This window comes from Xanthomonas sp. D-99 (assembly GCF_017746145.1).
Classification (GTDB): Bacteria; Pseudomonadota; Gammaproteobacteria; order Xanthomonadales; family Xanthomonadaceae; genus Xanthomonas; species Xanthomonas cissicola.
The window spans coordinates 1-19132 of record NZ_JAGHWU010000028.1 but is presented as its reverse complement, the minus strand read 5'-3'; the positions used below and the strand labels follow the sequence as shown (position 1 = coordinate 19132).

16 protein-coding genes and 3 pseudogenes are annotated in these 19132 nt (G+C 56.7%); 10 read left to right on the top strand and 9 right to left on the bottom strand.

Features of this window, described 5'->3' with window-relative positions:
• Positions 1-106: 106 nt before the first annotated feature.
• Positions 107-1498: a site-specific integrase gene (locus J7360_RS12485; protein ID WP_244667803.1), complete on the bottom strand. Its 1392-nt coding sequence runs from the start codon at positions 1496-1498 to the stop codon at positions 107-109.
• A 483-nt stretch (positions 1499-1981) separates the two neighbouring features.
• On the opposite strand from J7360_RS12485, the gene J7360_RS12480 reads away from it, so the two are divergent.
• On the top strand, positions 1982-2827 hold the full coding sequence (locus tag J7360_RS12480; protein WP_007970013.1) for a MobA/MobL family protein: 846 nt from the start codon (positions 1982-1984) through the stop codon (positions 2825-2827).
• Here J7360_RS12480 and J7360_RS12475 read toward each other — a convergent pair.
• The 3 genes from J7360_RS12475 to J7360_RS12465 form a co-directional block, all read right to left on the bottom strand.
• Complete coding sequence (locus J7360_RS12475) at positions 2819-3046, bottom strand: hypothetical protein (protein ID WP_209033979.1); 228 nt, start codon at positions 3044-3046, stop codon at positions 2819-2821. The two genes, J7360_RS12480 and J7360_RS12475, sit on opposite strands and share 9 nt — an antisense overlap.
• Before the next feature lie 66 nt (positions 3047-3112).
• Positions 3113-3505, bottom strand: a complete 393-nt coding sequence (locus J7360_RS12470) for a hypothetical protein (RefSeq protein ID WP_209033976.1) — start codon at positions 3503-3505, stop codon at positions 3113-3115.
• 49 nt (positions 3506-3554) lie between these two features.
• Positions 3555-3866 carry a hypothetical protein gene (locus J7360_RS12465; protein WP_033473948.1) on the bottom strand — a complete coding sequence of 104 codons (312 nt, stop codon included), beginning with the start codon at positions 3864-3866 and terminating at the stop codon, positions 3555-3557.
• A 242-nt stretch (positions 3867-4108) separates the two neighbouring features.
• Here J7360_RS12465 and J7360_RS12460 point away from each other — a divergent pair, with 242 nt between their 5' ends.
• The 5 genes and pseudogenes from J7360_RS12460 to J7360_RS21655 all read left to right on the top strand — a co-directional run.
• Complete coding sequence (locus tag J7360_RS12460) at positions 4109-4450, top strand: helix-turn-helix transcriptional regulator (protein ID WP_074053165.1); 342 nt, start codon at positions 4109-4111, stop codon at positions 4448-4450.
• A gap of 162 nt (positions 4451-4612) precedes the next feature.
• Complete coding sequence (locus J7360_RS12455) at positions 4613-6310, top strand: type IV secretory system conjugative DNA transfer family protein (protein WP_209033974.1); 1698 nt, start codon at positions 4613-4615, stop codon at positions 6308-6310.
• A 266-nt stretch (positions 6311-6576) separates the two neighbouring features.
• Positions 6577-6894, top strand: a complete 318-nt coding sequence (locus J7360_RS12450; protein WP_031424050.1) for a hypothetical protein — start codon at positions 6577-6579, stop codon at positions 6892-6894.
• A complete protein-coding gene (locus tag J7360_RS12445) occupies positions 6887-10699 on the top strand; it encodes a zeta toxin family protein (RefSeq protein WP_209033972.1) in 3813 nt (1270 codons plus the stop codon). The genes J7360_RS12450 and J7360_RS12445 overlap by 8 nt, the downstream gene beginning before the upstream one ends.
• Before the next feature lie 425 nt (positions 10700-11124).
• A pseudogene (locus J7360_RS21655) lies at positions 11125-11727 on the top strand (MobA/MobL family protein); the annotation flags it as partial.
• Here J7360_RS21655 and J7360_RS21650 read toward each other — a convergent pair.
• A pseudogene (locus J7360_RS21650) lies at positions 11623-11844 on the bottom strand (hypothetical protein); the annotation flags it as partial. The pseudogenes J7360_RS21655 and J7360_RS21650 sit on opposite strands and share 105 nt — an antisense overlap.
• Positions 11845-13270: 1426 nt before the next feature.
• Here J7360_RS21650 and J7360_RS12435 point away from each other — a divergent pair.
• Positions 13271-13960: a hypothetical protein gene (locus J7360_RS12435; RefSeq protein ID WP_244667802.1), complete on the top strand. Its 690-nt coding sequence runs from the start codon at positions 13271-13273 to the stop codon at positions 13958-13960.
• 104 nt (positions 13961-14064) lie between these two features.
• Here the strand turns inward: J7360_RS12435 and J7360_RS12430 are convergent, their stop codons facing one another.
• From J7360_RS12430 to J7360_RS12415, 4 genes are read right to left on the bottom strand one after another with little or no spacing between them, the layout of a single operon-like run.
• On the bottom strand, positions 14065-14799 hold the full coding sequence (locus tag J7360_RS12430; protein WP_209033966.1) for a hypothetical protein: 735 nt from the start codon (positions 14797-14799) through the stop codon (positions 14065-14067).
• 46 nt (positions 14800-14845) lie between these two features.
• Complete coding sequence (locus tag J7360_RS12425) at positions 14846-15295, bottom strand: DUF6527 family protein (protein ID WP_209033964.1); 450 nt, start codon at positions 15293-15295, stop codon at positions 14846-14848.
• Entirely contained in the window at positions 15292-16476 is a 1185-nt protein-coding gene (locus J7360_RS12420) for a ThiF family adenylyltransferase (protein ID WP_209033962.1), read from the bottom strand. Before J7360_RS12420 ends, J7360_RS12425 begins: the two co-directional genes overlap by 4 nt.
• Positions 16451-17203 (bottom strand): multiubiquitin domain-containing protein, encoded by a 753-nt coding sequence (locus tag J7360_RS12415; protein WP_209033959.1) that lies wholly within the window; start codon positions 17201-17203, stop codon positions 16451-16453. The genes J7360_RS12420 and J7360_RS12415 overlap by 26 nt, the downstream gene beginning before the upstream one ends.
• Positions 17204-17293: 90 nt before the next feature.
• Between J7360_RS12415 and J7360_RS12410 the strand changes: the two genes are divergently transcribed.
• The 3 genes and pseudogenes from J7360_RS12410 to J7360_RS12400 form a co-directional block, all read left to right on the top strand.
• Positions 17294-17620 (top strand): helix-turn-helix transcriptional regulator, encoded by a 327-nt coding sequence (locus tag J7360_RS12410; RefSeq protein ID WP_057660995.1) that lies wholly within the window; start codon positions 17294-17296, stop codon positions 17618-17620.
• 11 nt (positions 17621-17631) lie between these two features.
• On the top strand, positions 17632-18534 hold the full coding sequence (locus J7360_RS12405; RefSeq protein WP_209033957.1) for an ImmA/IrrE family metallo-endopeptidase: 903 nt from the start codon (positions 17632-17634) through the stop codon (positions 18532-18534).
• A gap of 206 nt (positions 18535-18740) precedes the next feature.
• Positions 18741-19118: pseudogene (locus J7360_RS12400) on the top strand (DUF6538 domain-containing protein); the annotation flags it as partial.
• Positions 19119-19132: the final 14 nt, after the last annotated feature.

Below are 19132 nucleotides of genomic sequence, written 5' to 3'. Positions count from 1 at the left end.
GTTGATCAGACCTTCCCTAGCGCCCGCCGCCTGGTCGGTCAACTTGCGGCCACAGCTTCGCCAGATACTGCGCTATGTGCCAAAGCGGCCAGGATTATCCACCCAACTAGGGATACATCTTCGTGCCCTTACGAAGCTTCTCCTTGAACTGGCCCTGCTGATACACCGGCAATTGAACACTCGGCTGATAGAGTGATAGTGCTGCAAGTTGTCTTTGCATGACATTGCCAGAGGACTTATGGATGTAGTGATCCTGCAACACCGGCACGCTTTTAACCAGCGAATGACCCGTGAGCAACGCAATGTCCTGAGGCGTGATGCCTGCAGCATGAAGCTCTGTGGCCAGGGTGTGGCGGAAACCATGGAAACCGATGCCTTTGGCAAAGCCTAATTCTTTGAGGTAGTCGCTGAACTGGTTGAGGAGTCCTTGGCTATATCGGCAATTGCTCGCACCGCTCTTCTTGTTCTTGCCGGCAGACAAATGCGGGAACAGTCTGGGATGGCCACAGGCCTTGATGTCGGCAACGAAATCCAAGAAGCCGGCATTGATCACCTCAGGATGCAACGGGATCTTGCGGATCGCGCTCTTGCCTTTTAGGCGTTGGCGGGTTTGAGCACCGTTAGACTGGGCAAGATCATCGTCTGCCGTCATTCGGATGGCCATGCACCACTGACCATGTTCCAAGACGATGTCAGCAACTTTCAGTTGCGCGACTTCGTTGATGCGTGCGCCCGTGTATAGCCCCAAGATTGGCCCCCACCACCGATGAGGGAACTTAGACGCCCAGGCATTGAAGGTCGCAGGATCGAAGATCTTCTGAATGTCACTGGACGACAAGAGCCTGGATGGCGTTGTGGTGTTGGTGAGGAGCGATGGCTTCTTGGGTTTGAACGCTGCCATCGGCGAGTGCGCAACAGCTTTCGTTTTGAGCAACGCATTGAAGAAGCTTGTCACCATTCGGCGATGCAGCTCGGTCGTGGCGCTTGCGGGGCAGGGCACATTGAGTGCGGCTCCTTCGCGAATGATGTCTTCGGCACTCATCGACTCGAACCGGGGATTGCTGGTCAAGCCAGGCGGTGCCCATCGCAACACATCCCACATCTGGTGAATGTGTTGATGGTCAATCTGTGAGACTGGCACATCGCCACAGGTCAGACGTAAAATTTTGAGGGATCGGGCGGCGGAGTTGATGGTGGTGTCTTGGAGATCACGCCGTGCCATGTCTTTGAGGTAATCCGCGATCTCAACAGACAGCAGCCGGGCAGGTGATCCCGTGGGAAGTGCTTCTGGATAGCGTGATCGAGGGCGGCGAGCACGAGATGCACAAAAAGTTTGCCATGCACTTTGTAGCATTTCGCTCAATTGGATTGCGGCTTGTCGTCCGCGAACAGTAACGTCGTTAAACAACGTTTTTCCGACTTGAATGGATTTGAAGTGAAGGTGTTCGCCATCATTGATGAGAGGGACAACGGGTGGTTGGTTTTGCTTTGGAGTCATCGACTTTCCTTTGGGTTGAAGATGATCCAGCGATAACGTCAGTCTTTAAGCTGTCAAGGATAAAAAAATTGAAATAATGGATTTGGCCTACGCCTCGGCGTCTTGAAGATTGATGCGAATAAGGAACATCGGCGCATTTAAAATTAGCGGGCTTAACTTAGGGAAGTGCTTGTGGGCTGGCGGTTTCGCCAAAATTTAAAAGCAAACACTAAGCAACTTTATATAGTGTTTATTTTTCCGAAATAGACGCCTAAAGGTCGCCTTATTATATTTTATTATAAGAGCAAGATTAGGCGTTTGAGCGGAGTTCAATTCCGGTCATTCTTCGCTATTGAAATATAAACGTTAAATAAATGATATTTACGGGGCTTAAAAACCATCACTATTAGGCGTTCTATTGGACCGCGATTTTTATATTTACGTGCTCTGGCCAGGAGAAAACTTGAGGTCATACAGGAGTGACCTTCACTCACTGGACTACATATGGCTATCTTTCATGTTCGCGTCAAAACTTTCAGTCGTTCTAAAAATCAATCAGCCGTTGCGGCAGCCGCGTATCGCGGTGCAATGCTGCTCACTGACCCAGGCGGAAAGCTTCACGACTATAGAGCGCGCCGAGGCGTCCTCAGAAGTCGATGCTTTGTTCCAGCAGGTTCCCCGGTCTGGGCTGATGATCCTCAGATGCTTTGGACGGCTGCGGAAGCTGCGGAGAAGCGCAAGGACAGCACGCTGTGCCGAAACTTCTGCGTTTCGCTCCCGCACGAGTTGAATCATGCGCAGCGCTGGGATCTCATCGAAGACCTAGCTCAACGCTTGGTGGATCGGTATGGCTTTGCAGTCCAGGCAAGCTCACACGCGCCGGTCGAAGGCGATCCTCGCCACTTCTACGCCCACTTGCTGAGCACGACAAGGAAGTTGGGCCCGGAGGGTCTGGCCGCCAAGACCCGCGAGCTGGATGGGCCCATCAATGGAAGGACTGAGGTGGAGTGGGTCCGAGCAACGGTCGCCGCTCAGATCAACGCTCACCTAGCGAATGCAGGCGTCCAAGCCCGAGTGGATGAACCGCACCCTGTAACAACAGCAACGCAGACCATGCGCGCGGACAGTTCGGCCCTGCTCGAAGGCGAAGCCGGCTTCGAATCATTGCTCAACCGTTATCGGTCTGGTGGAGTGCTCATGGGTGTTCCAGAAGGGCACACAGCGGAGCGAGCGTTTGCAGAAAGACTTCTTGCTCGCGGCGCCAATGGAGCGCCAGCGTCTCAGAATCTACACAGTGATATCAGGACGGGAGACCAAGCCGTTGAGGCCATGTCTGACCAATCAGTTTAGATAAGGGCGCATGATCTCGCGCTGCAATGCAGGCATGTCGTAGCGGCCAGCTCGATATCCATCGAGTGCTTGTTCAAGGTGGGGGTCTAGGCCAAAGCCCTTTTCCAGGAATTCTTCGACGCAATGCGTCAGAAGCTCCTCGCGGAAATGCAGCTCGTCGCGGTCAAGCGACGAGCTGGCCTTCAATGTTCTGTTATGGATTTTTGAGTTCTGGTTCATACCATGATTCGTATCAGAGAATCACTAATCGTCAAGGCGGCGACGTCATGGCTGCACAGAAGTCGGTTAGAGCTTCAATTTTTCATTGATCGCCTGATTCAAGATCTCATACCACTGGTTCATCTCGCGCTCGCTGCCGAACTTGATCGTCCAGACTGGATGATCCACATCTCGAACGCTGACTGTGATCGTTCCCTCCCGCCTTGAGTTGTGCCAGTGCTTCTCCCAAGAGCGGACATCCATCAACGGGTAGATCTTCACTGCCCTGCCGGCACGAATCTTCAACCGCGACCGCTCAATCGAGATCGCCAAAGCGCCTTGTCGCCCAAAATAGGAGCGATCAAACTCCCGCCCAAAGGCCTCCCGCTGGTTGCGCAATCGGTCAGCCCGATTGACGGCAACGGCGACCAGCACCGCTGTGCCCAGGGCAAGCAAGATGAGAAACGTGCTAACGGTCATGTGAACTCCTGAGAACAGAATGGGACCATCGTTGATTGCAAATGGATGGCTATTGGACGCGGCCGGTGATCTTCCAAGTGCCGCCCACCTTGGTAAAGGTGTAGACCCCATCCATTTGATGACCAAAGTCCCGCTCCATGGCTTCAACCTTGGCGCTCACGTCACAGGTGTAGCTGGGCGCACCTTCTGCCTTCGTGCACTGGTTACTCTCGAAGTCTTCGATGCGCGCCTCTTCGTTGCTGTTCGCTTTGACGAACTGCAAAAAAGCGTGCTCCCGCTCAGTCTCAGCAGGGCCACCGCCAGAGCAGCTGGCCAAACAGACCGACATCAGGCCAACCAGGGCCAAACAAAGCTTTGACATGTGTATCTCCAAAAGAGGAAGGGAAGAGCGCGTAGGGATCCACCAGGCCAGCAGGTTCGGATCACCTGATTGCCGGCGTGCTCAATGGCTGCACGCCTCCGCGCACCGCCAGGAACGACCGCTGTTGGTGCTTGGCGGGCGTTGTTGATTGGCGGACGGAACCATGTTACTGATAAAGTAACAGACAAGGCAAGTCGGAGACCTCATGCTCATTCATCACATTGCATGCTTGTGGTCACATTTTGGATCTGGACGACGCTCGTCTCATCTTTGCCAACCGCCTCCGTCATGCGCGCCAGAAGGCCGAGCTGACCCAGGAAGCCTTGGGGGTTGCCGCCGGACTGGCACCTGAGGTGGCCAGGACGCGCATCAATCGTTACGAGAAGGGCGTCAACGAGTGCGACTTGCGCACCGCCAAACGCCTGGCCGATGCCCTCGGCATGCCACTGGCGGCCTTCTTCGCCGAGACCGATGAGTTGGCAGACGCGATCCAAGCGCTCGCGAAGCTCTCCGTCGAAGAGCAGCGAAAAGTCGTCGCCGACTTGCAGCTCAAAGCCCAGCGCAGCGATCCACCCAGCTCATAGTGAGAGGGTCCTTGCTGGCGCCTTGGCATACGTGCAGATCAGACAATTCCTACACAGATGCCAATGCCCATCCGATCTGAGCGGGCGGTGTGATCCTGTAATCTTGCGAGCGGACGGTCGTTTTCAAACAAGCCAGGGATCACAGATGGAAGGCAGCGCGTCATGACCGGCAAGATCAAGCTCAGTGTCGCCATCGCGCTCTTGCTCCTCGCCCTCATTGCAGGGGTCTACCTCTCCGGTCAGTTGATCCTGATGCTGTTGAAAGTGGCTGGGCCGCTCAGCTTCGACACCTACTGGTCTTACGTCAAAGCGCTCGACCTCCCACAGTTCGCTCCCTATGCCACCAAGATCAAGCTGGCTGGTGCCTTGGGCTTCGGTGTGCCGCTGCTGGCCTGGATTGCACTGCTGATCCCGTTGTTCAAGCCGAAGGCCGCCGCCTTGCATGGCGACGCGCGCTTTGCCTCGGGCAGTGACCTGGCCAAGAAGGACATGCTCAAACCGTCGCCAACAGGCATTGTGGTCGGCAAGCACGGCGGCAAGTTGGTGCGCTTGCCCGGCCAGCAGTTTGTGATCCTGGCCGCGCCCACGCGTTCGGGCAAGGGGGTGGGCATCGTCATCCCCAATTTGCTCGACTACCAAGGCTCGGTGGTGGTCCTGGACATCAAGCAGGAAAACTTCGATCTGACTTCCGGCTGGCGCAAGAGCCAAGGCCAAGAGGTGTTCCTGTTTAACCCGTTTGCCGAAGACGGGCGCACGCATCGCTGGAATCCACTGAGCTACATCTCACCCGATCCGGCGTTTCGCGTGTCGGATCTGATGAGTGTTGCGGCGATGCTCTACCCGGATGGCTCCGATGCCCAGAAGTTCTGGGTGAGCCAAGCCCGCAATGCCTTCATGGCATTCACGCTCTATCTGTTCGATAGCTTGGACGATCAGATCAAGCGCAAGCACCCGAAAGACACCTGGATGTTCCCAACGCTTGGGATGCTCTATCGCGTGTCGTCTGGGGATGGGAGCGACTTGAAGGGCTACCTTAAAAAGCTTTCTCAGCGCGACTTCCTGGGCCGCGACGCCAAGATGGCGTTCGACAATTTGCTCTCGCAAGCCGAAGAGACGTTCGCCTCGATCATGGGCACGTTCAAGGAGCCGCTCAACCAGTTCATCAACCCAATCTTGGATGCGGCAACCAGTGGCAACGATTTCTTGCTGACCGATGTGCGCAAGAAGAAGATGAGCATCTACATTGGCATCCAGCCGAACAAGCTGGCCGAAAGTCGCCTTTTGATCAACCTGCTGTTTAGTCAGCTCATCAACCTCAACACCAAAGAGTTGCCGCAGAACAACCCGGCGCTCAAACACCAGTGTTTGTTGCTGATGGATGAGTTCACGTCCATCGGCCGGGTCGACATCATCGCAAGCGCGGTGAGCTACATGGCCGGCTACAACATCCGCTTGTTGCCGATCATCCAAAGCATGGCGCAGCTGGACGCGACTTATGGCAAGGATGTCTCGCGCACGATCATCACCAACCATGCGTTGCAAATTGTCTATGCCCCGCGCGAGCAGCAAGACGCCAGCGACTACTCCGACATGCTCGGCTACACCACGGTGCGCAAGAAGAACAAGTCGCACACCAGTGGCAAGCAAAGCAGTGTGTCCTACTCCGAAACCGAGCAACGCCGTGCCTTGATGCTGCCGCAAGAGTTGAAAGCGATGGGCTTTGACAAGGAAGTCTTCCTCTACGAAGGCATCCCAAGCCCTGTGCTCTGCGAGAAGATCAAGTATTACGAAGACGCCTACTTCACCAAGCGCTTGTTGCCGAAGGTGAAGGTTGAAGCCTTACAGATGGTCCCCGCATGAGTGATAGCACACCTTCCAATGTGCCTCAGAACCGATTGAAGGCTGGTGGCAGTCACAGTCAACAGCTGCTGCGTGACCTGGCATTAATCAATGCGCGCACTGTGCAGCAGTTAGGGCCATTGCAACCGGCTGCATCAGTGGCAACGCCTAAGCGCAAGCCCAATCTTCCACGTCCAACGCCACACCTCAATCAGGATGCTGTCATGACTCAGACCAACGATTCTTCCCCTGATTCGGTCGACAAACGACCGCCAGTGCCACAAGGCTTGCGCGAAAGCTTCAAGGATTACCCCGATCACATCGCGCGGTTGGAAAGCGCGCTCCAAGAGTCGGTCGATAATCCATCGCCGATCACACCACCCTTGGAGTTTGCGATCTGGGCGATCGAGGGCTGTCTTGATACCTTTATCGACGAATCACGTGAAAAGCTCAGGGTTGCAGAACAAACGGGCGACCAAGAAGCAATCGCACTGGCGAAGGCAACGCATCTTCTTATGCTTCATAGCGCCGCTAAGGGCACATGGAAGGAACAGAATTTAATGGACTATTTTGGGTTCCCAAGTTCGAGTCATCGTCATGGCTGATGAAAGCGATGTGCTGCCGAAAGGGATCCACGAGCAGATCCTACGCGAGCAAATACTAACCGCCCCAGATTTCATCAATTCAACAGCCCAGCAGCAGCCGAAAGCAGTCATTCTGGGCGGCCAGCCTGGTGCGGGTAAGGGCGGCCTGGTTGCTCAGGCGAAGGCCGAGCTTGATCAAAATGCGGTCACAATCGACCCCGATGAGTTGCGCCGCTACCACCCGCGCATTGCTGACTTTCGACGCGAAAATCCTTATGAATGGTCTGGTCGAACCCACAAGGACGCGAGCTCTTGGGCCGATGAGCTGCGCATGGCAGCGACTGCCGAAAAAAAGAACCTCATCTTCGACACCACGTTAAGCGATGGAAAGTGGGCATCGGAGACGCTAATCAAAGGCTTGCAAGAGCAGGGCTATGAGGTCGAGGTGCGTGCTGTTGCTTCTCCCAAGTTGGAGAGTGAGCATGGTGTCGATGAGCGTTTTACGGCCAACACCGACAGGCAAGGCTACGGTCGCCATGTGCCTGAGGGCGCGCGTGATGCAATCTACGGAAAGCTCCCTGTCAGTTTAGATACCATCCATACGAACAGCAACGTGCCCATCCGCATCTTCAATCGTGAGGGCATCGAGCTTTACGATAGTCGCACCGACGCACGCATGCCTGGTCAAGCGATGGAGGAAGCGCGCAACGCGCGGCTTAAAGATCCCGCTTTCACCGAGCATCTTCGGGAAGCCTGGCAAAAGCAAGTCGATTGGCACCGTGATCTACCGGAATACGTGCAGGCGATCCCGAAATCTGATCCTGCTGTCCAAGCAAAACTGCTTGAGGAGCATGCCAAGCTCCGAGTGAGCGATGTAGTTGCTAGTCGCATGGAAGGCATCGCCACCATTGATGAACTCGTGCGGCCAGGTGCTCCGCCTGCACGCGTGCCTGTGCCTGAGCCGGAGATCCCGGGCTTGCGTCGTGCCGGGATGACGGCAGGGCTCGCGGGTTTGGGTGTTGCTGCCACCGCCTACGACGCGTCTCAAACCGGCGAGCGTGTTGGCACGCTGTTGGCACAAGACAATCTCACCGCTGCGCGCTCGGAAGCGTTGCGCTTTGCTGCCCGAGGCGCGGGCGGCTGGGCAGGCGGCGCTGCTACCGCTGCCGTTGTTGGCACGACCGGTGCCGGCCCCGTCGCGCTGGTGGTGGCTGATGGTTATCTATTCAGTGCCGCTGCCGACAAGGCCGTGACGCTTTGGGACAACCGTCAGATCTATACACAAACCGACAAGCAGGGCGTGAGTTGGGAGTCCAATGGCAGCCAGTGGCTTCGCCAAGAAAAGGCAGACCTGCAAAACGATGGCGCGGATACCCCACAGAAGCAGGGCATGTTCGCACTGCCAGAAAAAGCGCGCGAGCTGAACTATCACGCCAGTAGCGAAGCGACCGAGCAGGCGTTGGGGAAGGTGCAACCCAGTAATCCTTATGTGCAGCCATCCAGTCAGGCAGATGCGGCGCATCTCTACGCACGGGATTGGCGGCATGATCCGGCGAGTGGCCAGTGGTCACGCATGATCGCCGACGAAGTCGACCGGAACGATCGACCTGTCTGGACAATTGATCCAGCAAGCCCTGAGCGCAATGCTGCACTGGACCAGCAGGCAGCTCAGGTGGTGGACGCCAACATTGCACGTGGCCCAGCTGCGATTGCAGCGACCTATCAAGCTGCTTATCAGCGCAATGGCTGGGACGACTTCGGCCCTGTGCCAGCGGCCGTGCAGGCTGCCTTGAGCCCGGATTCCTTGCAAGCATCAGACGGCAGGCAGTATCAGCGCGATACCCAGGGCCAGTGGCGACATGATGGTGTTGCTGCCGAAGGCAATGTCCCGTTAGAACTCAACGCAACGCGTGAACGCCTGCAACCGGCCTTGGAGCAGCATGCGCAGGCAATGGCACAGATGCCGGCAAGGCAACCGCCAACCGCGCAGCAACGAGACCAAGCCAATACCGAAGCGACCTATGCCGCCTATGGCGTTGCGCCCAATGCCCAGACCGCAGACGCGATCCAGCTTGCGGTGCAAAAAACCCGTGAGGCAAACGGGATCGATGCAGCGACCAGCTCTTTGGCATTGGAGCGTGATGCGACCGGTCAATATTCGGTGGACAGCCCCATCCAGCATTTAAGCCGTGACGCCGATGGTGTAGTGCGTGTTGCAGCGACGACCAGCACTGATGAGATCCATCAGGCACTTGGGCAGCTGCAATCAGTTCGGCAGGAGCAACCGCCTTCGACGGGTGCACCCGAGCTGCGCATTGACGCGCAATCGCCCCAAGAGCGCGATGCCTACGATCAAGCATTGCGCGAAGCCAATCGGCAGGGCGTTTCCACGCGAGAGGCGCAACAGGTCGCAAGCTTCGCAGCAACGACCGTTACCGCTCCGCATGTGGATAAAACCCAAGCGCCTCAGGCAGCCATTGACGTGCAGCGAGATCGAGACGTTGCACGCACACCCGACGCGCCTGCCGTTGCTGCGGAGATGGCAACGCCTGCTCCGGTCGTGATGCCTGCATCCGTCAACGCGCCGCTGCCAGAAGACGTGCGCCCGGTTGCCAAGCCTACCGAACCGAAGCCCGAGCCTGTCCCACAACGCGAACCCCAAGAAACCCGAACACCTGAGGTTGACGCACCTCCGACAGCCGGCGCAGTCCAGCCGAAGACGGAGGCAGTCGCCCCACCCTCGGCAAGCGCATCTGCGCCGAGCGTCGGATCGCTTTCATCAGCTCTCACGTCTCGCGAGGAAAACCCAACCCAGGCAACTGTTCCAACGCCGCCTTCATTTCAGGAAGTGGAAGGGTTGCGCCTGGGCGACCGAGGGCAAGAGGTCGAGTTCTTGCAGTATCGCTTGCAGCAAGTGGATGCCCGGGGTCCGGATGGCCAGGCCGTGCCGCAGAACGGTCATTTCGGTCCGGAGACAGAGCATGCTGTGAAGCAGTTCCAGCAAGACCAAGGGTTGCCGGCAACCGGCATTGCCGGCCAAGACCTGGATGCGGCGTTGTCCCAGGCACAACACGCGCGCCGAGATGGCTTGAAATCCACAGCGCCGGCATTGGCAAATGCGGCGGTGGAGCAGGGCGGTGAGCAGCAAGCCCGAGTAGTCACGTCACAGAACGAAGCGCTATCGGCTGTTCTATTGCAGGCAACGCAGCCAGAGGTTGCGCAGGCGACATTGCCGGCAACGCCAACGCAGATCGAAGTGCCTGCACAGATCGTCTTGCCTGAGCGCACGACCTCCTCCTATGTGTCATCGCCTGGCTTCGGTGGGGCTGGCGGGCGTTCAAACCCAGGTGTGAACGATGAGGATCGGGTCGAGCAAGCGAGACCCTCCCAAGATGTCGCTCAGCAGGCGTTTCCCTCTGATCATCGGGATTACGCGTTGTTCTCTGCCATCCAGGCACAACTTCCAAGGGGCACATCTGATGAGAAGACGGCCGAATTGCTCTATGCCGTCAAAGAGTCAGGGATCGAGCGCGCGGATCAACTCCGGAAAGTGTCCATCCAAGATGATGTCGCTTTTGTCTTTGGCAAAACCCCCGGCTTTCACTCGGAAACCGTCCTCAACACGCCATCGCCTGGCATCAATGAGAGCTTGCAGAAGACAGAGGCGCTGGATCAGCAACGGGCGCAGGAGATGGTGCAATTCCAGCGCGAGCGCGAAGAAATCGACAAGAATCCAACGGGCCCCGTAATGACGCTTGCTGCACACTCTCAGCAGCAGACGATGTCTGGCGGCGATGGAGGCGGTGGTGGTGATGGGGGCGGCTGAAGCAAAGGTTGCCTTTGTCGCAGGATTGCCGAGTTTGCAAGCAGAATGGCTCTAACCGCGATTTATGTCCTAATGGATATATGAGAGCTAAGAAAAGAGCCGTCTGGCGCGATGCGAACGGACAGTCGCGGGTTCATGAATTGGTTCTGTACAGTTTTCATTAATATTTAAATATACCTATTCAGGTATATCGATAGATGGCTCGCGAAATCATAATTGCCTGGCGCGACCACCTTATTTCAAACAGCAATCAAGAGCGCACTTATGGTTTCTGCTTTGCAGAAACCGTGCGCCAACGCTCCGCGTTGGTGCGGTGGCTTTCGCCACCTCGTTGCTATGCTTCGCTAGGCAACACAGCTTCTTCAAAACCCTGAGATTCAAATCTCGTTGTTGTCGAGTTCGCTTATCTCTCGACACGGGATGTTATGCCGCTTCTTTGTGTGCTCCACAAACAGGAGTTTCACAAAATGGCGATTTATCACGCAACAATGAAGTCTTTCAGCCGAGCCAATGGCGACTCGTCGGTCGCAGCAGCAGCCTACCGAGCAGGGTTTGATCTGCTCGATACAAGCACGGGGCTTGGTCACAATTATTCCCACCGAGGTGGTGTCGATTTCCATCAGATGCTTGCCCCGAAGGGTGCGCCTTCGTGGTGCTTCGATGCCCAGTATTTTTGGAACGCAAATGAAGCGGCCGAGACGCGCAAGAACGCACGCGTTTGCCGAGAGGTCGAAGTATCGCTTCCGCATCAACTCGATCCACACCAACGCAGAGTGCTCGCTTTGGCACTCGGTCAATTGCTTGTTGAGCGTTTCCAAGTCGCTGTGTTGGTGGCAGTCCACACCCCGAGCAAGCTTGGCGATCAACGCAACCACCATGTGCATTTGCTGATGTCAGCCAGACAAGTCGGCCCAGGAGGATTGGGAGAGCGCGCCTGTGCTGAGTTTGATGCACGCCAAGGAGGAGGAACGCGAGCGTTGCGGCAAATCCGCAAAGACATCGCAACGGTCATCAATGCGCACTTGAAAAATGCCGGCAACGCGGCTCGGGTGGATCATCGCAGTCTCCGAGCACAAGCCCAGGAAGCCGCGCGCAATGGAGAGTTTGAACGTGCCCGCGAACTCACGCGCAAACCGACCAAGCATCTGGGCAAAGCCAAAGTGGCGGTGATGCGCAAAACGAAGTTCACCGCAGAAGTCAAAGGTGCAGGTGGGAAAGCTGCGGCATTAGCGCTTTCAAAGGTTGTTGCTGAGCACATGAAAAAAAGTGGCAGCTTCGTGCATGAGGTGCCACCATCTCACAGTCATGCGGCTGCACTTCGGGATCGGGCCAATGCAAAAAAATCTGGATTAGAAGGGCGCACAGCGGTTGGGAGGGGTCGGTTGTCAGGCGCAGAGCGGGTGCGGCAGATCAAAGAGCGCTTGGCGCGTGCGCCAGCGCCAAGTTCAGGACTTTACACACCTTACAGCGGTCAGACCCGACATCTTGGTCGCGTGACGCGTCTGGCTCGGTCTTCGGGTCGGCCGGACTCGGAGGTCCTAAACCAAGAGGCGCAGCTCATCGAAGATTGGCTCGAAGCGCAACGGGAGGTCGCGCAGCAGTCTCTCGAAGTCTTGCGGCAGATCCCGGGTATCCAGATTGAAAACGAGTTCCAGCGGGCGCACTCCGCACTCATCTGCCGGCGGGTCGACAGCTACGCCACAAAGCCGTTCCTGTTCGAGGATACGGAGATGCTTGCTCGCTCAATCAGCAGGTATGCCCATACGCTGGTGCGACCCTACAAAGCGCGTGTGGCCGTGCTGGATGCGCAAGCCAAGCTTGTTGAGCAAGAAGGCAGCGGAGACGCGCAAGCGGTGGCGAGGGCACGCCAGCGTTTGGGGAGGGCGAAGGTGCATGTCTCTCCTCGCATCCAAGCCATTCAGCAATGGCGCATCAAGCGGGCTCGAAAGGCGATGGTGGAGGCAGCTGAGGCTTTGGAGAAGAACTTTGCCCCGCAGCCGATCGAGGTGCTAACGCCTGATGCGCCTTGTGGGGAAGCATCTCCACCGCAGGCTGACGGTGATGCCGGGCATTGGGAGTTGAAGTTTCGGCCACCGAAGCCAAGTCTATGACGGCTCAGATATTTCTGACCGTTGGCCGCGCAACAAACTGATGGCACGTCGAGGCGGCGAGCCCGAAGCTAGGGCTGTCGAAAAAGGTTCGCCAAATGATCGGAACAACGCCGCCCGCCATTGGCACACGGCGCCGAGACTGAGGCTTCAATACCAACGACACAGGAGCCCCCATGCGGGGCTCTTTTTTTTTCGTGACCCGGATTCTACTTCACGCTGCTGGATGGGGTTAGGAGCGGTGCTGCACAGATATCGGCCATGGACTTAGCGTTTGGCAGAACTGGGGCGTGCTACAGCCGCCAGCCGACGCGTGCTTCGCATCGACGGGGCCGTCATAATCGCTGCTCGGACTGGTGGTAGGAAGAGGCGTGGAGATGGAGCGAGTGTGGATGACGCGAGGTGAGGGCAGGGAATTTTATGAGCTGTTTCGCGGATGGGGCGGTTGGTGTCGGCTGGCGTGATGGAGTTTGACAAGATCAAGTCAGTTATTAGGCTGGCCGAACATGCAGTCGTCCAGAACCGACCCTTTGCAAAACGGGATGATTTGCTACGGGCGCTTTCTGATGAGCTTCTGGTTGGTCCTTGGCTAATCCTCGGCGGTCTTGGGATCCTCTGGAAGCGTCTGGTCTGGGCCTTGTTCCTGGCGCTGATCATCGCTGTATACCTTCGATTGTTCGAGCATGCGTTCAGCGCCGCGATGGCATTCGCTGCGCTGACGATTGCGACGCTTTGTGTCTACTTCGGACTTCCAAGTCGCACAGTGTTGGCAGGGATCAGCGGCAAGGCTATCGATGCGCTTGCTGCGGCTATCGTTGAACAAACCAGTGACAAGGACGAGTTGGAAAGGCTGTCCTCTGGCGTGCAGCTGATAAAAGTTCAAGCTATGGAGCGTTTAGCACGCTTCAATGTGTTCGCCGGTGTCGTCTGGGGCGCTCTGTTTTGGTTTGCTGGTGCACGTGTCTTCTCGCCAAGCGCTTCGCCTGAGGTCATTGAGGCGAGCATCTTTCCCCTGATTGCAGCTTCTGTGCTCTTCTCTGTCCTTTTCACAGCTGCTGTGGGCTATGCCACTGCCGTCCGAGTGGTCTATCAGACGCTAGATTTTGCGCTGATTGAGGTGGCGGCCGCATTTACAGGCAAGGATGACGCCTAGGGATGGTCTGATCAATGAGACCATCCCTAGCGCGGAACATAGGCGCTTGTAGGAAGCTGTCAATCTTGTCTTCCTGCCCCCTCCTATTGGAAGTGGAGAGCTGGTCATTCACTCCCTGCCGCTGGGGGCTTCTTTTCGTGTTGAACCGGTGTGGCCTTTTGCTGAGGCACCCTTATTTCGATGTCCTCACTAGGCAAGATGCGGACCTCATTGAAATCGCGATCGTAAATGGCATAGCGCATTGGACTGCTGGTGACGATCTTGCCGCGCGCGATACGTTGGCCTTGGCGCCAAAGTTCTTGCCACTGATCCTCGGGCATCGCTTCAATCTTTGCGCGTTCTTCGGCGGCCTGTTCTTTGCCTGCCTTCTCACCAACCAAGCCTGGTATTGAGACCAAAAGGAGCCCGAAAATGAAGAGCATGCCCGCCAGATAAACAGCGAAAAGAGACTGACCCAGGGCCGTGCCAACCATGCGCAACCAAAGTGGCAGCCGTTGCAGACTAGATATCCAGTTGGGAGGTTTGCGACTCGGGATGCGCATCATGAAAAAGCCGAGGGCAAGCATCAAAAAAGCGGCGAGCGCTGCATACCAAGGAATGGCGGTGAGCACCCCCAACCCTTGAAAGACCACCGCGTAATAGCCGTTGACCACCTTCCAATCAGCGCTTCGCTCAAAGAGGCCATCATTAATGCCCCATTGACGGAGGTTAGTGGTATCGGCAACGTGGCCACAGCCGTGCAGCACAAAGCCCACCATAGTGGCTAGCGCAGCAAGGCCGCCGACGAGGGGCGCCCACTTTACAAGCCGAGAGGGGGACTCAGAAGAAGTTGCGGTCATTGCTTGTATAACTCCGGTATGAGTGGTGACTGAGCGATACGTATCCTCAATCGCCGAACCAGCGTTTGAGTCGGGATTTCCAGCCCGACGATTTCCCGTTCGGCTGAGGCGTTTGATTGGTCCCGGGTCTCTGCTGGGGTGCTGATACAGGCTCGGAGCCGTAGTAGCGCTGTTTGGCGCGACGATCACGGTCGCGCCCTGCTTGGATTTCTTCCTGGGTCATATCGGAAGACCACTCCACGCGACCTTCGGTGATCCAGTAGTGAGATCGGCAGGGAAACTGCCAATTGCCAATCGATGGGCGCAGCGAGACGCCGACGCCGTCATAGATCAGCTTCCAATCGGTTGGCGAAAGATTGGAAATGACTTCCTTGCCGCAGCCGCACGCACAGGCATGTGCAGTGCAGGGGAAGCGCGTTGAGACATAGAGCACTCCCTCGTCCAATGGACGAGGGAAGCTTTCAATGAAGCGGTGCTGATAGTGGTCAACCTTCATGCGGCACCCAATGTCGAGGCCATTGAACTCGAATGCGTGGTGTAGGTCGTGAGGTAGCCGCCTTTCCGCGCGGAGTAGTAGCCGCAGCGTTTCTTCCAAGCCTCAATAGCCAGGATGGCGTTGAGGGCATTGAGTTCGCCAATCTGGGCATTTGTGTTGTAAAGGTCATCCTCTCCGCCTTCGCCAAGCGGTAGCGTGGCTTTGGCGGCATCCCAGTTATCTCCATCGAGCACCGTGGTGCGAACGACGGCGTAAACCTCGTTAGCCGCGTTCAACTTCACGCCCATGCCAACATCGATCACGATCACGTGTGAACCGCTTAGTGTGTTGGCAATCAGCTCACGAACCGCTCCGCGATCCACGCAGACGAAGACGGTGTCGTAGTTCAGCAGCGCTCGGACATTGACCTCGGTGACCATGACCGCATGAGCCTGGATGCGCGTATGGATCTCGCCGTAAACCTGAGCCAGATAGTTGACCTTGTAAGGGGCTTCTTTCAGGACCGAGAGAGGGACCGCGCCCGGATAGCGAAAAGCATTGTGCTGCTCGATTCGGTCACCATCGAAGAGATCAAGGCAAGCCACAGGCGTTTTGCAGATGAGATCTAGAAGGTGTGCGCCCGTTCCACCCAGCCCGACGATCGCGATGCGCTGGCCTCGGAGCTTGGCGGTTGGCACTGAGAGCCCCGCGCGGGGTGAAGCGCTGTCCTCGTAGGCAAAGACAGACTGGGACTGATCGATAACTGAAATCGCTCCAGGCGTTGCCGTGGCACGGGGATCGAGGGCTTGTGCGTGGACCAAAAGCATCTTGGCGTAGGTCGACACCTGCTCGTAATAGCCGGAGTAAAGACCACTCTTGGGCTTGGACGAGAAATAGTGATCAACCCAAAGCCCGGGCGCGCGCTCCATCCGGCTGCTGCTGTTGATGATCTTGTTCAGAGGCTGGCCGAACGAGTCGCACGGCACTTGGCCGGCAAACCATGCGGTGTGGTCAGGTGCCGTTTGAGCAACATCCGCTGTGAGGTGAAGTGCAATGACCAGCGTTCCGACTGCTACGGTCTTATCGACCGTGGCATAGGCGATGCCCTTGACTAGCAGGTGGTTGTCCCGGACTTCCAGGTCAAACCCCTCGTCGCGCAGGCGCTGAAGTTCCGGACTACGACTTATCAGTGAGGACGACATAAAATTCCATCTCCTGCTTGATGTGGACGGTCTGGTGTTCGAGCAAGTTGCCTGCGGGGTTCTGGGCCGGGCCTTGCGCATACGACACGGTGTAGGTGGTATTGGTGTCGTGCGTGCCGGCTCCCGGATGCTCCAAACGGACCACATCCCAGTAAGAAAGAACCCGCTTGTGAACGATTGCCTCCCGAGTGTTGACGAACACCTTGATGCTCAGCGGAGCTGTGAAGAAGCGTTCAATGCCGGGTTGGTCCAGATCGATGACGGCGTTCTCGGCGATCTGCTCGTCAGGCTTTTCGCCCCGATGTTCAATCCAGACATCCAGCTCGTCCGAGACACGTCCCACTTGGCGGAGGGTGGCCAGCATGAGCGGACCAGGCCACGCGTAGCGGGTGTCATCGAGGATGAAATACTTCACGCCATCGGTCTTGGCTGCGAAGAACTGCGAACGGGAGCCCAATGGGGGAAGGGGACAGAGTTCGTCCAGTTCAATGACAGTGGTCGGGCCGTCTTCCGGCCAGAGCACCAACGCATGTTCAGTTTCGGGGCGCAGGCGCGCGGCAGCCAAGATTTGGCGTCCTGTGGGGGTAAGATCGGCCATTGGAAAGGCTTGGCCGTTGACGACAACAGTCGAGAGGTCCGGGGGCTGGTGGTGCTTGGCTTCAGTGTTCATGTTGATGCTGTCCTGTATGGAAGGATGAAATCGTTCAATAAAACGAACGACGAGCACAGGCTGCTCCCTTGTTGGACGTTCTGTCAAGCGGTATCGTTTTGTTCGTTATACCGCTATAATGTGCGGCTAGCCGCGCCAGGAGTGCTTATGCCCTCGTTACTAGGTGAAAAAATTCGCGCCAAGAGGACCTCGATGGGTCTTAGTCTTGATGAATTGGCCAAGCGAACCGACACCAGCAAGGGTTACATCTGGGAGCTTGAGAATCGCGACAAGCCCAACCCGTCGATCGATAAGCTGAACAAGATCGCGGTGGCATTGGGGCTGACGACCGAGTTCCTTCTGGGCACTCAGGACGAGAGTGTGGAAGCTTCTGTGGATGTGGCCGACCAGGCGTTCTTTCGTAACTACCAGAAGATGAGTCCTGTGGCGAAGGAAAAGCTCCAAAAGATGATGCAGATCCTCGACGGCGATTAGTGAGGGGGGGCATGGACAAGCCAGTTACGGTTAAACGCCCAATGGCTGAGGCCAATCGATTGACTCAGATGCTTGATCTGGTCAAAGGACAAGACCGCTTTCCAGTGGATGTCCAAGAGCTGGCGCTCGAGTATTCGAATCAGTGCTTTGCCTCAGAGCGCATCGCTAAAATCATGGCGATGGATATCCCTGGTTTCGAAGGTGTCCTCAAAGCCAGAAGTGACGGTCAGTGGGCGATTGGCTACAACAGCCAGCAGTCGTCTGGGCGCGTTCGTTTCACCCTTGCACATGAGTTCGGGCACTACATGTTGCATCGACAGCTGCAAAGTGCCTTCCAGTGCACATCCGAAGATGTCTACGATTGGGAGTCGACGGAGCGCAAGATAGAGACAGACGCGGATCTATTCGCGTCTTATCTGTTGATGCCGTTGAACGATTTTCGTCAGCAGGTTCAGGGACATACGGGACAGATCGACATGTTGCGCCACTGCGCTGATCGCTATGGCGTGTCGATCATGGCAGCAGCCTTGAAGTGGATCGAAATCGCGCCTAAACGTGCCGTTGTGGTCGTGGCGCGGGATGGCTTTGTGCAGTGGGCGAGATCGAACACTGCGGCGCGCAAGTCTGGCTTGATTCTTGCGGCAAAGAAGAACCTTATTGAAGTCCCGGATGGCTCTTTGCTTGCCCGGTCCGATGAGTCGGCTTCAGGGCTAATCCAACTGCAAAGTGCCAGACTTTGGTTCCCCAAAGAGCCGCAGGGTATGGAGCTTGTTGAGCATATCTATGTTGTGGAGAGGGGTTGGCCTTACACGCTTGGGTTGCTGCTGCTTCCGGATGCCATCCCACTTTGGGAGCGTAGAGATGATGATGATGATCGCTTAGTGCCCCTTTCCCGTCCAACACGTTGGCGTTAGACGCTGGCTTATCTTGATGGACTTCTCTAAGATCCAAGATATCGTTTGAGGTATCGATTTAGGGCTCCTTGTTCTGCTTGAAATCTAAGCAGATCAATGTGTTAGAGCAGTTTGGATTCTGTTCCCATCGCCCGCTCCAGAGCTTCAGTCAAGTCTTTAAGTGGTTGACTTGGTTAGATATTTCGGCCGATTGATGATTCCGAGCGATGCCCCTTGAGGTATCAATCGAGGTATCAATCTTGCCCAAGCCTTTGATGATGTCGCGCTCGGCTGGCCTGCATGCGCGTTTCTTTGTCCCTACCGATCTTCGAGCCTCGATTGGCTCGCGTTACCTCGTCCGATCGCTGGGAAACCGTCGTGGGGACCACGCCAGGCTGGCGGCGGCCACGATGGGAATGGCACTATCGATGGCATTCGATGCCATGCGGAAAGGGATGACCGTGGATCTGGAAGAGCTGCTGGAAAAGGTTCGCAGTGGGGACATCAAAGAGCTGACGCTGAAAGACGTGACGCTGCCCGACGGCACGCGCATCGCTAAGGCGCAGCTGGACAACCCGGCCGATGCCGCCATGTTCGGAGACCTAAGGAAGGTCTGATC

Coding starts and splice junctions, on each gene's coding strand:
- J7360_RS12485 (WP_244667803.1), bottom strand. CDS start 1,498: ATGACTCCAAAGCAAAACCAACCACCCGTTGTCCCTCTCATCAATGAT.
- J7360_RS12480 (WP_007970013.1), top strand. CDS start 1,982: ATGGCTATCTTTCATGTTCGCGTCAAAACTTTCAGTCGTTCTAAAAAT.
- J7360_RS12475 (WP_209033979.1), bottom strand. CDS start 3,046: ATGAACCAGAACTCAAAAATCCATAACAGAACATTGAAGGCCAGCTCG.
- J7360_RS12470 (WP_209033976.1), bottom strand. CDS start 3,505: ATGACCGTTAGCACGTTTCTCATCTTGCTTGCCCTGGGCACAGCGGTG.
- J7360_RS12465 (WP_033473948.1), bottom strand. CDS start 3,866: ATGTCAAAGCTTTGTTTGGCCCTGGTTGGCCTGATGTCGGTCTGTTTG.
- J7360_RS12455 (WP_209033974.1), top strand. CDS start 4,613: ATGACCGGCAAGATCAAGCTCAGTGTCGCCATCGCGCTCTTGCTCCTC.
- J7360_RS12445 (WP_209033972.1), top strand. CDS start 6,887: ATGGCTGATGAAAGCGATGTGCTGCCGAAAGGGATCCACGAGCAGATC.
- J7360_RS12435 (WP_244667802.1), top strand. CDS start 13,271: ATGGAGTTTGACAAGATCAAGTCAGTTATTAGGCTGGCCGAACATGCA.
- J7360_RS12430 (WP_209033966.1), bottom strand. CDS start 14,799: ATGACCGCAACTTCTTCTGAGTCCCCCTCTCGGCTTGTAAAGTGGGCG.
- J7360_RS12425 (WP_209033964.1), bottom strand. CDS start 15,295: ATGAAGGTTGACCACTATCAGCACCGCTTCATTGAAAGCTTCCCTCGT.
- J7360_RS12420 (WP_209033962.1), bottom strand. CDS start 16,476: ATGTCGTCCTCACTGATAAGTCGTAGTCCGGAACTTCAGCGCCTGCGC.
- J7360_RS12410 (WP_057660995.1), top strand. CDS start 17,294: ATGCCCTCGTTACTAGGTGAAAAAATTCGCGCCAAGAGGACCTCGATG.
- J7360_RS12405 (WP_209033957.1), top strand. CDS start 17,632: ATGGACAAGCCAGTTACGGTTAAACGCCCAATGGCTGAGGCCAATCGA.